General features: G+C 67.0%; 13 protein-coding genes. 8 read left to right on the top strand and 5 right to left on the bottom strand.

All coding sequences use genetic code 11. The features are described from left to right. Positions 1 to 20: 20 nt before the first annotated feature. Together hisD and nrdR are read left to right on the top strand one after the other, a co-directional pair. Positions 21 to 1,364 carry a histidinol dehydrogenase gene (gene hisD / locus ACWF5H_RS07825; RefSeq protein ID WP_452035969.1) on the top strand — a complete coding sequence of 448 codons (1,344 nt, stop codon included), beginning with the start codon at positions 21 to 23 and terminating at the stop codon, positions 1,362 to 1,364. Between the two features lie 100 nt (positions 1,365 to 1,464). Then, positions 1,465 to 1,965 carry a transcriptional regulator NrdR gene (nrdR, locus tag ACWF5H_RS07820; protein WP_127514416.1) on the top strand — a complete coding sequence of 167 codons (501 nt, stop codon included), beginning with the start codon at positions 1,465 to 1,467 and terminating at the stop codon, positions 1,963 to 1,965. 63 nt (positions 1,966 to 2,028) lie between these two features. On the opposite strand, the gene ppgK is transcribed toward nrdR, so the two are convergent. Both ppgK and map read right to left on the bottom strand, forming a co-directional pair. Further along, complete coding sequence (gene ppgK / locus ACWF5H_RS07815; RefSeq protein WP_364649682.1) at positions 2,029 to 2,847, bottom strand: polyphosphate--glucose phosphotransferase; 819 nt, start codon at positions 2,845 to 2,847, stop codon at positions 2,029 to 2,031. Between the two features lie 80 nt (positions 2,848 to 2,927). Further along, complete coding sequence (map, locus tag ACWF5H_RS07810) at positions 2,928 to 3,806, bottom strand: type I methionyl aminopeptidase (protein WP_452035968.1); 879 nt, start codon at positions 3,804 to 3,806, stop codon at positions 2,928 to 2,930. A 62-nt stretch (positions 3,807 to 3,868) separates the two neighbouring features. On the opposite strand from map, the gene ACWF5H_RS07805 reads away from it, so the two are divergent. After that, a complete protein-coding gene (locus ACWF5H_RS07805) occupies positions 3,869 to 4,063 on the top strand; it encodes an SPOR domain-containing protein (RefSeq protein WP_364650181.1) in 195 nt (64 codons plus the stop codon). Positions 4,064 to 4,119: 56 nt separating this feature from the next. Here the strand turns inward: ACWF5H_RS07805 and panB are convergent, their stop codons facing one another. Next, positions 4,120 to 4,992: a 3-methyl-2-oxobutanoate hydroxymethyltransferase gene (gene panB, locus ACWF5H_RS07800; RefSeq protein WP_364649688.1), complete on the bottom strand. Its 873-nt coding sequence runs from the start codon at positions 4,990 to 4,992 to the stop codon at positions 4,120 to 4,122. A gap of 174 nt (positions 4,993 to 5,166) precedes the next feature. On the opposite strand from panB, the gene ACWF5H_RS07795 reads away from it, so the two are divergent. The 4 genes from ACWF5H_RS07795 (at position 5,167) to ACWF5H_RS07780 (ending at position 10,332) form a co-directional block, all read left to right on the top strand. Beyond that, positions 5,167 to 6,507: a glutamine synthetase family protein gene (locus ACWF5H_RS07795; RefSeq protein WP_127514406.1), complete on the top strand. Its 1,341-nt coding sequence runs from the start codon at positions 5,167 to 5,169 to the stop codon at positions 6,505 to 6,507. Positions 6,508 to 6,518: 11 nt separating this feature from the next. Then, positions 6,519 to 9,536, top strand: coding sequence for a bifunctional [glutamine synthetase] adenylyltransferase/[glutamine synthetase]-adenylyl-L-tyrosine phosphorylase (locus ACWF5H_RS07790; protein ID WP_452035967.1), 3,018 nt, complete (start codon positions 6,519 to 6,521; stop codon positions 9,534 to 9,536). Between the two features lie 150 nt (positions 9,537 to 9,686). Continuing rightward, entirely contained in the window at positions 9,687 to 10,013 is a 327-nt protein-coding gene (locus ACWF5H_RS07785; RefSeq protein ID WP_364649694.1) for a cupin domain-containing protein, read from the top strand. Between the two features lie 121 nt (positions 10,014 to 10,134). Further along, entirely contained in the window at positions 10,135 to 10,332 is a 198-nt protein-coding gene (locus ACWF5H_RS07780) for a hypothetical protein (RefSeq protein ID WP_452035966.1), read from the top strand. A 116-nt stretch (positions 10,333 to 10,448) separates the two neighbouring features. On the opposite strand, the gene glnA is transcribed toward ACWF5H_RS07780, so the two are convergent. Next, positions 10,449 to 11,873, bottom strand: coding sequence for a type I glutamate--ammonia ligase (gene glnA, locus ACWF5H_RS07775; RefSeq protein WP_364649700.1), 1,425 nt, complete (start codon positions 11,871 to 11,873; stop codon positions 10,449 to 10,451). A 234-nt stretch (positions 11,874 to 12,107) separates the two neighbouring features. Here glnA and ACWF5H_RS07770 point away from each other — a divergent pair, with 234 nt between their 5' ends. Continuing rightward, complete coding sequence (locus tag ACWF5H_RS07770; RefSeq protein WP_364649703.1) at positions 12,108 to 12,545, top strand: RDD family protein; 438 nt, start codon at positions 12,108 to 12,110, stop codon at positions 12,543 to 12,545. 113 nt (positions 12,546 to 12,658) lie between these two features. Here ACWF5H_RS07770 and ACWF5H_RS07765 read toward each other — a convergent pair whose 3' ends face one another. Next, positions 12,659 to 13,414 carry a DUF4191 domain-containing protein gene (locus ACWF5H_RS07765; RefSeq protein WP_127514393.1) on the bottom strand — a complete coding sequence of 252 codons (756 nt, stop codon included), beginning with the start codon at positions 13,412 to 13,414 and terminating at the stop codon, positions 12,659 to 12,661.

The following is a 13,414-nucleotide window of genomic DNA, read 5'->3' as shown; positions in this document are numbered from 1 at the left end:
CGGGTCAGTAGAATGGGTGGGTGACTTCTGCAGCCAACACCTTTAGCGATTTCCCCACCCTGGACCTGCGCGGCCGCAGCCTCGGCACCGCTGAGCTGAAAGCCGCGATGCCGCGCGCGGACACCACATTCGACGCCGCGACCGGCGCCGTCGAGGAGATCATCGGCAAGGTTCGCGCAGACGGGTTTGCCGCCCTGGCCGAGCTCGCGCGCCGGTTCGACGGCGTGGAGCAGCTTCACCCGCGCGTGCCGGCGGCGGCGCTGGACGAGGCCCTGGACCAGCTGGATCCGCAGGTCCGGGCCGCCCTGGAGGAGTCCATCGCGCGCGCCCGGCGGTTCGCCGAGGCGCAGAAGCCGGGCGACACCGACGTCGAAATCGGCGACGGGGCCGTGGTGACGCACAAGTGGATCCCGGTAAACCGCGTGGGGCTCTATGTTCCCGGCGGGCTGGCGGTGTATCCCTCTTCCGTGGTGATGAACGTGGTGCCGGCACAGGCGGCGGGCGTGGCGTCCATCGCGCTCGCCTCGCCGCCGCAGAAGGACTTCGGGTCGCTGCCGCACCCCACCATCCTGGCTGCTGCGAAGCTGTTGGGCATCGACGAGGTCTACGCCATCGGCGGTGCGCAGGCGGTGGCCGCCTTCGCCTACGGTGTGCCCGCCAACGGTCACGGCCCGGCGCTTGAACCCGTGGACGTGGTCACCGGACCCGGCAATGTTTTCGTGGCTACGGCCAAGCGGCTGGTCAAGAGCGTGGTCGGCATCGACGCGGAAGCGGGCACTACCGAGATCGCGATCCTGGCCGACGAGACCGCCAATCCTGCCTTCGTGGCCGCCGACCTGATCAGCCAGGCCGAGCACGACCCGCACGCAGCCTCCGTGCTGATCACTGCCTCAGCGGAACTGGCGGAGGCCGTGCGCGGGGAACTCGGCCGGCAGATTGCCGGGACCAAGCATTCCGAGCGTGTCCGCCAGGCACTGTCCGGACCGCAGTCGGGCACCATCCTGGTGGACGGGCTGGAACAGGGCATCGCCGTCTGCGACGCCTATGCCGCCGAACACCTGGAAATCCAGACCGCCGACGCGGCCGCGGTGGCCGCCAGGATCCGTAACGCCGGCGCGATCTTTGTGGGCGACTACAGCCCGGTGAGCTTGGGCGACTATTGCGCCGGCTCCAACCATGTACTGCCCACCAGCGGCACCGCCACCTTCGCCAGCGGCCTCAATGTGACAACCTTCCTGCGGGCGGTCCAGGTGATCAATTACGGCAGCGGAGCACTGCGGGAAGTCAGCGGACACATCGATGCGCTGTCCCGGGCCGAGGACCTCCCGGCGCACGGCGACGCCGTGACCATCCGGTTCGCCTGAGCGGGCCGAACCCCAACATGTAGTAATCACAGTCTTGTAATTCACCTAGATATAGTCCTAGGATGAATTTGTTGCTGTTACCCCACGGAAGGAGTGTTGCGTGTATTGCCCGTTCTGCCGCAACTCCGATTCGCGCGTGGTGGACAGCCGGCTGACCGATGACGGCTCGGCGATCCGCCGGCGCCGGCAATGCCCGGCCTGCGGGCGCCGATTCACCACGGTCGAGACCACCAGCCTCAGCGTGATCAAGCGCTCGGGGGTCAGCGAGCCGTTCAGCCGCACCAAGGTGGTCAACGGCGTGCGCAAGGCCTGCCAGGGCCGGCCGGTGACGGAAGACGACCTGGCCATGCTGGCGCAGGAAGTCGAAGAATCGGTCCGCGCCAGCGGCGCGGCGGAAATCGACGCCCACGAGGTGGGGCTGGCGATCCTCGGCCCGCTGAAGAAGCTGGACCTGATCGCCTTCCTGCGGTTCGCCAGCGTGTACCAGGGCTACGAATCGCTGGAGGATTTCGAATCCGCCATCGACCAGCTGCGCCGCGATGCGCAGAAAAACGGCCAGCAGGGGCCAGAAGGCCGGCAACGGCCGCTGACAGCGCAATAGCGCACTCAAGACTCCGGTGGCGGCTGCGGAGGGGAAGCCGAGGCCGCCACCGGCACCAACTTTTTACTTGGCGAAACCGAAGTGGATCGCCGACTGCAGCGCAGCCCCGACGATGCCGGCGTTGTTGCGCAGCTGCGCCGGAATGATCGGCGTGGCCAGCCGAAGCAGGGGCAGGAAGTCCTCGCTCCGTTTCGATATACCGCCGCCGATGATGAACAGCTCCGGCGAGAACAAGAACTCCACGTGCGAAAAGTAGCGCTGCAGGCGCTCGGCATACTCCTCCCAGTCCAGCCCCTCGCGTTCCCGGGCCGCGGCGGAAGCCTTCGACTCGGCGTCGTGCCCGTCCAGCTCGAGATGCCCCAGTTCGGCGTTGGGCACCAGCTTGCCGTTGAAGATGAAGGCGGAGCCGATGCCGGTGCCCAGGGTGATGACCAGCAGGGTGCCCTTCACTCCGGACCCGGCCCCATAACGGGCCTCGGCCAGCCCGGCCGCGTCCGCGTCGTTGATGACCTGGACGGGACGGGACATCTTGGCGGTGAGCAGCGAGTCGACGTCGGTGCCGATCCAGCTGGGGTCAACGTTTGCCGCCGACCGGGCGACGCCGTGGCGGATGATGGCCGGGAAGGTGACGCCCACCGGGCGGTCCGGCGCCGGGCCCTCGGGCCGGGCGCAGAGTTCGGTGACGATGCGGGCGACGACGTCGGCCACGGCGTCCGGCGTGGACGGGCGGGGAGTGTCGTAACGGATGCGGTCGCCGACCAGGTTTCCCTTTTTGAGGTCCACGATGCCGCCCTTGATGCCGGTGCCGCCGATATCGATCCCGATTGCCGAGCGTGCTGCCAGTTTGGCTGCCTTGCCGTCCTTGCCGTCCTTGGTCGCCATGCCACCTCCGTGTGCGCTTGTATCCGGCGTGCCGCGCCAGACTATTCGGTAGCCTACCCGCTGCACCGGAGGGTGGCGGGTTAGGGCAGGGTCAGGATCTCCGCGCCCGAGTCGGTGACCACCAGGGTGTGCTCGAACTGGGCGGTCCGCTTGCGGTCCTTGGTGACAACCGTCCAGTCGTCGTCCCACATCTCCCATTCGATGGTGCCCAACGTCAACATTGGCTCGATGGTGAAGACCATTCCCGGCTCGATCACCCGGCTGTAGGCGGGGGCGGCGTCGTAATGCGGGATGATCAGACCGGTGTGGAACGCTTCGCCCACGCCATGGCCGGTGAAATCGCGGACCACGCCGTAGCCGAAACGCTTGGCGTAGGACTCGATGGTCCTGCCGATGACATTGATTTCGCGGCCCGGCGCCACTGCTTTGATGCCGCGGCGCAGCGACTCCTGCGTGCGCTCGACCAGCAGCCTCGACTCCTCGTCGACGTCGCCGACCAGAAAGGTGTGGTTGGTATCCCCGTGGACGCCGTCCAGGTAGGCGGTGATGTCGATGTTGATGATGTCGCCGTCCTGCACCACGGTGGTATCCGGGATCCCGTGGCAAATCACCTCATTGAGGGAGGAGCAAATCGACTTCGGGAAGCCGCGGTAGCCCAGGCAGGACGGATACGCATGGTGGTCCAGCAGGAACTCATGGCCGATCCGGTCCAATTGGTCGGTGGTGACGCCTGGTTCGATGTGCTTGCCGACCTCCACGATGGCCTGTGCAGCGATCCGACCTGCGGTGCGGATTTTTTCGATGGTTTCCGGCGACTTGACCTCGGAACCGGTGAATTTAGCCGGCGCTGGTTTCCACGCGTACTCGGGCCGTTCGATCGAAGCGGGGACCGGCAAGGTGGGGCTGATGGTGCCTTGAACGAGGGTTCCGGCGGGTGCTGTTGCTGCGTTGTGGGGCATAGTATCGATCATATAGGTGCTGCAGCGGTGCCGGGCGGGTCAGACGCCGGCAGGCGGCTACGCTGCAACGGCGCCGTCAACTTAAGGAGGCCGGCATGGCGGATTTCTGGTACAACGTCGTCACCCACCAGGTGGAAGTGGGCGCCCAGTCCGACTGGACCCAACTGATCGGCCCGTACGCGACCCGCGAAGAGGCCGAGCACGCGCTGGAAAAGGTGCATCAGCGCAACGAGGAGTGGGACGCCGAGGACGACTGACGCGGTCGGGGGGCCCCGCCCGCCCGGGGCCAGCGCGTCCGGGTGGCAGACCCGCGCTAGAAGGAGTGCTCCGGGCCGGGGAACGCGCCGTCCTGGACCTCCGAGCGGAAGGCGGCAGCGGCGTCGGAAATGATGCTGCGCACGTCTGCATACTGCTTGACGAACTTGGCCATCTTGCCCCCGCGCAGACCCACCATGTCCTGCCAGACGAGCACCTGGCCGGTGGTCGACGGACCGGCTCCGATGCCGACAGTGGGAACGTGCAGGGCCTGATCAACCTTGGCTGCCGCCTCGGCCGGGACCATCTCCATCAGCACCGCAAACGCCCCGGCTGCTTCCAGCGCCAGCGCATCGTCAATCAGCCGCCCGGCGTCGTCGCCGCGGCCCTGCACCCGGTAGCCGCCCAACGCGTGCTCGCTCTGCGGGGTGAAGCCGATGTGGGCCATCACCGGAACGCCGGCCTGCACCAGGGCACGGACGGTGTCCGCGTAGTACGCGCCGCCCTCCATCTTCACCGCATGTACTCCCGTTTCCTTCAGGAAACGCACGCCGGTTTCCACCGCCTGCGCCGGCGAGACCTCATAGCTGCCGAAGGGCAGGTCGGCAACGACGAAGGCGCTCCGGGCCGAACGGGCGACCGCCCGGCAGAGCGGCAGCATTTCGTCCACCGTGATCGGCAGCGACGTCTCGTTGCCCAGCACATTGTTGGACGCCGAGTCGCCGATCAACAGCACCTCGATCCCGGCCGCATCGAAAATCTCCGCGGTGTACTGGTCATACGCGGTCAGCATCGCAAAGCGGCGGCCCTCGTCCTTGGCCTGCTGCAGGTGGTGAATGCGGGTGCGGCGGGCCGGGCGCGGCGCCGAAGACGCCGCGGGCGTGCCGTAGGGAGCCGGCTGCTCTGCGCCGGAAGGCTGTGAAGTGGGCATGTGATAGAGCCTAATCCTCAGACGTCTGCTTGCTCCACTTGTGCGCGGCCGCGTTACCGGGCGGAAAGTTTCGGCGGTGCTGCCAGTAGGCTAAGGGAAGTACACGGCAGGCTCTGGCAGGCGGCTTCCGGCGCCGAGTCAGAAGCCGCTTGCGGACATAGTGAAAGGCAGCCCATGGACCGTCAGCAGGAATTCGTCCTCCGCACCATCGAAGAGCGCGACGTGCGGTTCGTCCGGCTCTGGTTCACGGACATCGTCGGGTCGCTGAAATCCGTGGCGCTGGCTCCTGCTGAGGTGGAAGGCGCCTTCGAAGAAGGGCTCGGCTTCGACGGTTCCTCGATCGAGGGCCTGGCTCGGGTTTTCGAGTCGGACATGCTGGTCCAGCCGGACCCCACTACATTCCAGATCCTGCCCTGGCGGGGCGAGGCGGAGCAGACCTCGCGGATGTTCTGCGATGTGCTCACGCCCGACGGCGAGCCCTCCAGCGCCGATCCGCGCAACGTGCTGAAGCGGACGCTCAGCAAGGCGGCGGAGATGGGCTTCACCTGCTATACCCATCCGGAAATCGAGTTTTATCTGCTCAAGTCCGACGAACTGGGGCCGGACGGGATTCCGGTGCCCGTGGACCGGGCCGGCTATTTCGACCACGTGCCCGGCGGCGTGGCACAGGACTTCCGCCGCACGGCGGTGACCATGCTGGAAAACGTGGGCATCTCGGTGGAGTTCAGCCATCATGAGGACGGTCCCGGGCAGAACGAAATCGACCTCCGCTACGCCGACGCCCTGCAGACCGCGGACAACATCATGACCTTCCGCACGGTGGTCAAGGAAGTGGCGTTGATGGAGGGCATCTATGCCACCTTCATGCCCAAGCCTTTCTCCGATCATCCCGGCTCCGGCATGCACACCCACTTCTCGTTGTTCGAGGGCGATTCGAACGCGTTCTTCGAAGCCGGCGCCGAATACCAGCTGTCCAAAACGGCCCGCCAGTTCATGGCCGGGATCCTGCACCACGCCCCGGAGTTCACCGCGGTCACCAACCAGTTCGTCAACTCGTACAAACGGCTGTGGGGCGGGGGAGAGGCCCCCAGCTATATCTCCTGGGGCCACAACAACCGCTCCGCCCTGTTGCGGGTTCCGCTCTACAAGCCGAACAAGGGCCAGTCGGCCCGGGTCGAGTACCGCGGCATTGACTCGGCCGCCAACCCGTACCTGTCCTACGCGGTGCTGCTCGGGGCAGGCCTGAAGGGGATCGAGGAAGGCTACGAGCTGCCGCCGGCGGCCGAGGACGACGTCTGGAGCCTGAGCACCGCGGAGCGCCGCGCCATGGGCCTTGATCCGCTGCCGTCCAGCCTGCACGACGCCATCCGGGCGATGGAAGAGTCCGAACTGGTCGCCGGCATCCTGGGCGAGCAGGTCTACGAAATCTTCCTGCGGAACAAGCGCGCCGAATGGCACGACTACCGGCTGCAGGTGACCCCGCACGAGCTGAAGCGCAACATCGGAATCCTCTAGGACGAAAGACAGTGCTCACCACCCGGCGTTTGATTGCCCGAGGTTTTCACGACCTGGAGCGCAGCACCCGTTTCCTGAAGGCCAAGGAACTGACCGGCGTCAGCCAGGAACGGTTGGAGGCGGGCTTCGCCGTCAGCGCGGACCCGGACCAGGCGCTGGTCACCCTGGTCCGGCTGCTGGAGAAGAACCCGTCCCTGGTTGAGGTCATCAACACGGGTGGCGACGGGAGCGAAGCCCTGTTCAGGCTGCTCGGGGCCTCGGAAGCACTGGGCGAATTCCTGCTCCGCCGGCCGGAGCACCTTGATGTCCTGGACACGGATATCGGCCCGGAACCGGGCAGCGTTCCGGCGTCCCGGCTGCGCAGTTCGATGCTGCAGTCCGTCCGGGCAGATCCGCTGTCCGACCAACCGGTCGCGTCCCTCGCCGGCAAGGACGCCTACATCGAGCTGCGGAGCACGTACCGCCGGCATCTGGCCGAACTGGCCATCCGCGATCTTTGCGCTGCCTCTCCGGTCGACTTCATGCCGGCGGTCGGCCGGGAGCTAGCCGACCTGGCGGCGGCTGCGCTGGAGGCCGGGCTGGCGGTGGCCCGGGCCGAGGTGGCGGAACGCTATCCCGCCGAGGACGTTGCGGCGGTGAAACTGGCCATCATCGGGATGGGCAAATGCGGCGCCGGCGAGCTGAATTATATTTCCGACGTCGACGTGGTGTACGTCGTCGAGGCCGAGGGACTCGACGACGGCGATGCCGCTGCCATAGGTGCCGCTCTGGCCACCGGAACGGCGCGCGCCATCTCGTCCCCCGGGCCGGAGCCCGGACTCTGGGAAGTGGACGCCAACCTGCGGCCGGAGGGCAAAGACGGGCCGTTGGTGCGGACCCTGGATTCGCATCTGACGTACTACCGGCGCTGGGCCCAGAGCTGGGAGTTCCAGGCGTTGCTGAAGGCCCGGGCGGTGGCCGGCGACGCCGAGCTGGGCCGCCGGTATGAGGAAGCGGTCGCACCGCTGGTGTGGTCCTCCTCGGAGCGCGACGGCTTTGTCGAGTCGGTGCAATCCATGCGCCGCCGGGTCACGGAAAACATTCCGGCCCATGAGCGCGGCCGGCAGATCAAGCTGGGGCGCGGCGGACTCCGGGACGTCGAGTTCACGGTCCAATTGCTCCAGCTGGTCCATGCCCGTGTGGACGAGTCCATCCGGCAGCGGGACACCACCTCCGCCATCGGGGCCTTGAGCGTGGCCGGCTACATCTCCCGGGCGGACGCCCGCGAATTCGATGAGGCGTACCGGTTCCTGCGTGTCCTGGAGCACCGGATCCAACTGGTGCAGCTGCGCCGGACCCACCTGATGCCCGAAGCCGAGCAGGCCCAGCGCGTGCTGGCCAAGGCCGCACAGGGCGCGCTGCTGGACCGGCGCCCGGCACCGGCGGAACTGCTGGAGAAATGGCAGCAGACCAAGCGCCGGGTGCGGGCCCTGCATGAGCAAATCTTCTACCGGCCGCTGCTGGCCGCCGCGTCCAACCTGAGCCTGGACGAAGTGCGGCTCAGCCCCGAGGCGGCCCAGGGCCGGCTGGCCGCCTTGGGTTACCAGGATCCGCGCGGCGCCATGCGCCACATTGAGGCTCTGACCGGCGGGGTCAGCCGGAAGGCATCGCTGCAGCGCCAACTGCTGCCGGTGCTGCTGGAATGGATCGCTTCCGGGGTGGACCCCGACGCCGGGCTGCTGGGCTTCCGGCGGTTGAGCGAACGGCTGGGGGACTCGCACTGGTATCTGGGCATGCTGCGCGACTCGAGCTCCGCCGCCGAACGGCTGTGCCACGTCCTCTCCAGCAGCCGCTTCATCACGGACCTGCTGGAGGTTTCGCCGGAATCGACGGCGTGGCTGGGCACGGACAAAGACCTGGTGCCGCTGAGCTTCGACGCCCAGTGGCAGGAGATCCAATCCAAGATGTCCCGCCATCCGGTGCCGGAAGAGGCCATCCGGCTGATCCGGCTGATCCGCCGCCGGGAAACGCTGCGCATAGCGCTCGCCGACTCGTCCGGCCTGCTGGAGCAAAGCCAGGTCGGCGCGGCCTTGTCCGACGCCGACCGGGCTGCAGTGCTCGGGGCCTTGCACGTGGCGGAAACCTCCGTGCTGGAGTCGGAGGGACGGTTGACGGCGCTACTGGTGGTCGCCATGGGCCGCCAGGGCGGACGCGAAATCAGCTACGGCTCGGATGCCGACGTGATGTACGTGCACCGGCCGTTGCCGGGTGCGGATCCCGGCCAGGCCCAGCAGCAGGCGGAGCGCATCGTGGCCCGGATTTCTGCGTTGCTAAAGCAGCCGTGTACTCCGCCGGTGCTGGCCGAGCGGGTGCTGGAGGTGGATGCGGCCCTGCGGCCGGAAGGCAAGAACGGGCCGATGGTGCGGTCGCTGGACTCGTACCGGGAGTACTACCAGCGCTGGTCGCTGGTGTGGGAGGCACAGGCCTTGCTGCGCGCCCGCCCGATGGCCGGCGACGACGACCTCGCCGAAGACTTCATGGCATTGGTGGATCCGATCCGCTATCCGGCGGAGCTGGCCAGCGACCAAGCCCGCGAGATCCGCCGGATCAAGGCCCGGGTGGAATCCGAGCGGCTGCCGCGCGGCGCCGATCCGGCCCGGCATCTGAAGCTGGGCCGCGGCGGACTCAGCGACGTGGAATGGCTGGTGCAGTTGCTGCAGCTGCAGCACGCCCACGGGCGTCCGGAGCTGTGCACCACCAACACCTTGGCGGCGCTCTCGGCCATCGCCGCCGCCGGGCTGCTGCCCGAGGACGACGCGGCAACGCTCGGCCGGAGCTGGAGCCTGGCCACCCGGATCCGCTCGGCCAATGTGATCTGGGCCGGTAAGAACTCCGACCTGCTGCCCGCCTCGCGGCGGGACCTGGAAGCGGTGGCGCGCTGGTGCGGGTACGAGCCGGGCAACGCAGCGGCCATCGAGGAAGATTACCTGCGCCTGACCCGGCGCGCCCGCGCCATTTTCGAGCGCTACTTCTATGGTTACGGCACCTGAACTCCCGGCCAGGGCGCTCCGAGCCGCTGCCGGCGGCGGGCAGCCCGCCTCGGCAGGCACCGCCGTCGGGCCATCCGCTGTGCTTTGATGGCTGCCGGAAGGGGACCGGGCTAGGCTGATGCCGGAACCTAAGCGAAGGAGACTTCAGAGATGACCGACATCGATGTGGTTGGACGCGAGCATCTGGCGGTGGCGGTCGGCTCGCCGCACGGACGCAGTGCGGCCTTGGTGGCCCAGGACGGTCCGCTGCGCCAAACCGTACTCGCACTGAAGGCCGGGGCCGAACTGGGGGAGCACAACGCTCCTCTCGCCGGCACCCTGCTGGTCCTTGAAGGGTCGGTGACCGTGGTCTCCGCGTCCGGACGCATGGCGGTGAACCAGAACCAGCTGGCCGTCATTCCGCAGGAGCGGCACTCGGTGGAAGCATCCGAAGACTCGGTGTTCCTGCTCACCGCCGTCACCGAAACGCACCGCTAGGGCCTGCGCGCGTGCCGTCCGGCCGGCCCGGGGACAGGACTATTCTGGCGGAGGCCTAACGCGCGCAGGTGGCCCGGCCAGGGACGGGACGTGGACGCCCGGCAGTGGCAAAATGTGGCTTATGGGTGGAAACGGAGGATCCACACTCAGCGGCCGTACCCCGCGACCGGTGAAGAACGCGCTCATCGTCGCGCTCGCCCTGTTCCTGGTGCTCCTGGTGATACTGCGCATCGGTGTCGCCTATTCGTTCGTGCTCACGGTCACCGCGCTGGTGTTTGTTGGCGTGGTGGCCATATTCCGCAAGGCGCTGGGCCGTTAGCGGGTGTCGACGCACGAAAGCGGCCCGCTGGTTGCCGGAGGGCAATAGCGGGCCGCTTCGAGGAGCTCACGATCGTGCGGATGCCGGGGCGGCCGCACGTCTAGCGCATGCTTGGGCTAGCAGCCGTAGTAGAGCTCGAACTCGTAGGGGTTCGGGCGGGCGGCCAGCGGTGTGATTTCCTCTTCGCGCTTGTAGGCGATCCAGGTGTCGATCAGGTCCTGGGTGAAGACGCCGCCGGCCTGCAGGAACTCGTTGTCCGCCTCCAGAGCCTCGAGCGCTTCCTCCAGCGAACCCGGAGCCTTCTGGATGTCCTTGGCTTCCTCGGCGGGCAGCTCGTACAGGTCCTTATCGATCGGGTCGGCCGGCTCGATGCGGTTCTTGATCCCGTCCAGGCCTGCCATCAGCTGGGCAGCGAAGGCCAGGTAGGGGTTGGAGCTGGGGTCGGGAGCGCGGAACTCGATGCGCTTGGCCTTGGGGTTGGAACCGGTGATCGGGATGCGGATGCCGGCCGAGCGGTTGCCTTGCGAGTAGACCATGTTCACCGGGGCCTCGAAGCCCTTGACCAGCCGGCGGTAGGAGTTCACCGTGGGGTTGGTGAACGCGAGCACGGCGGAAGCGTGCTTGAGCAGGCCGCCGATGTACCAGCGGGCGGTGTCGGACAGGCCGGCGTAGCCCTTCTCGTCGTAGAACAGGGGCTCTCCGCCGGTCCACAGCGACTGGTGGCAGTGCATGCCGGAACCGTTGTCACCGAAGACGGGCTTGGGCATGAAGGTGGCGGACTTGCCCCAGGCATCGGCCACGTTCTTGACGATGTACTTGAACTTCAGCAGGTCGTCGGCCGCGTGCGTCATGGTGCTGAACCGGTAGTTGATCTCGGCCTGGCCGGCGGAGCCGACTTCATGGTGGGACCGTTCCACTTCGAGGCCGACGGCGTCCAGTTCCACGCAGATCGCGTCGCGCAGGTCGGCCTGCTTGTCGGTGGGGGCCACCGGGAAGTAGCCGCCCTTGACCGGGGTCTTGTAGCCCTGGTTGCCGCCTTCTTCCTTCTTGCCGGAGTTCCAGTGGGCCTCGACCGAGTCCACCTTATAGAAGGAGTGCTCCGGGCTGGACTGGTAACGGACGTCGTCGAAAATGAAGAATTCGGCTTCCGGGGCGAAGAACGCGGTGTCGGCGATCCCGGTGGATGCAAGGTACGCCTCGGCACGCTCGGACACGCCGCGCGGGTCGCGGTGGTACGGGTCGCCGGTTCGCGGGTTCACGATGGAGAAGTTCAGGGCCAGCGTCTTCTCCACCCGGAACGGATCGATGAATGCGGTGGTGACATCCGGGATCAGCTGCATGTCGGATTCGGCGATGCCCTGGAAACCGCGGATCGAGGAGCCGTCGAAGAGCTGCCCGTTCACGAAGAAGTCGGCGTCAACGGTCTTCGCGGGCACGTTGAAGTGCTGCTGGACGCCTGGCAGGTCGGTGAAACGGATATCGACGAACTTGACGTCTTCGTCGGCGATGTATGTGAGGACCTCGTCCGCATTCTTGAACATCGGGTCATGCTCCTTACGCATTCTGGGGGAACCTGCCTCCGCTCTACGGGGCGGCAACAGTTACAACAGTAGAAGCAGGGAATTTCCCGTCAGTGTCGCAATTGTTTCGGGCAGGTTACTTAAATCGATGTGCACTGCAAGTTTAGCGGCAGCGGGCCGACGGCTTTGCCAGCAGTTGCGGGAGGTCCGGCCGCTCCGGGAACCAGCGCCATCGACGACCGGTAAACTTGAGGGGTGGTAAGTAGACGCGATCTTGGTTCCTGGCTTGAAGGCCCCCCGCAGTCCAACATGCAGCAATGGCCCGGCCAGCGGCTTGGGCTACCGCAATCCGGCAGCGGATCGATTGCCCGCCCGGGTCGCCGGATCGTGGCGCTGCTGATCGACTGGCTGCTCTGTTATGCGATCGCCAACGCGTTCCTGGGCGGCGGCCAGCTTTCCATCCTGGCTGTGTTCGCCGTCGAGCAGTTGCTGCTGGTGGGAACCCTGGGCTACAGCATCGGCCACCGGCTGCTCGGCATCCAGGTGCGCAAACTCGACGGCTCCGCTCCGGGATTGATGCCCGCGGTGGTCCGCACCATCCTGTTGTGCCTGGTGATTCCGGCGGCCATTTTCGACGCCGACCAGCGCGGCCTGCACGACCGGGCCATGGGCACCATCCTGATCCGCCGCTGACGCGGCCAGCGTCGCGTACAACCGCAGGCGGACGCAGACAAAATCAACTCCTGATGTGCGAGAGGGGCTGCCGGTTCAGAACCGGCAGCCCCTCTCGCATATCTAGGGAAGGATCAGCGTCCGCGCATGGCCTTGCGGTCCGGGCGGGCCTTGAACGGGTCCACGCCCTTCGGGATCGGCAGCTTGCTGCTGCCCAGGGCCTGCAGCCGCTTGTCCACGGCGCTGACCTCCTGCTTGGTCAGTTCCTTCTTGAGCTTCTGCACGGTCTTGGCCACCTTACTCAGCTCCACCTGGCCCTCGCCGCGGCCGGTCTCGATCACATGGATCTTGACGTTGGGCAGAATGCGGCGCAGCCTGCGGCGCTCCGACTCCACCAACTGGCGCACGCGGTGCGAGGGACCCTCGGTGACCAGCACAATGCCGGGGCGGCCCACGGCACGGAACACCGCGTCCTGAGTCCGCGGATTCACGGCCACCGGCTGGTCCTGCAGTATCCAGCCGCGGCGCAGGACGCTCAGCGCCGCTCCGGAAGCACCCGGCTGGCCTTCAATCTGCGAGAACGCAGCACGTTCGGCGCGGCGGGACAGGATGAAGGTGGCAGCCAGCACGCCCAGCGGGATGGAGATGATCAGCAGCGTGATCCAGTTGTTGATTAGCAGGCCGACGGCCAAGCCCACGGCGACGATGCCGAGGAAGGCCAGCAGCATGAACCAGACAACGTTCGGGTCGTTGCGCCGGGTCATTTGGAAGACCTGGCCGATCTGCTTCAGCCGGCCGGGCTGCTTGTTGGCTTTGGACGGCTTCTCAGCCTTGGGCTTGCGTGAGAAGAGACCCCGTTTCGGGGCATCGGAATCGGTGCGATTGGCCAT

The sequence above is a fragment of the Arthrobacter sp. NPDC055138 genome (assembly GCF_053607305.1).
Note: the sequence above shows the minus strand (reverse complement) of the source record. Positions and strands in the feature narration are given on the sequence as shown.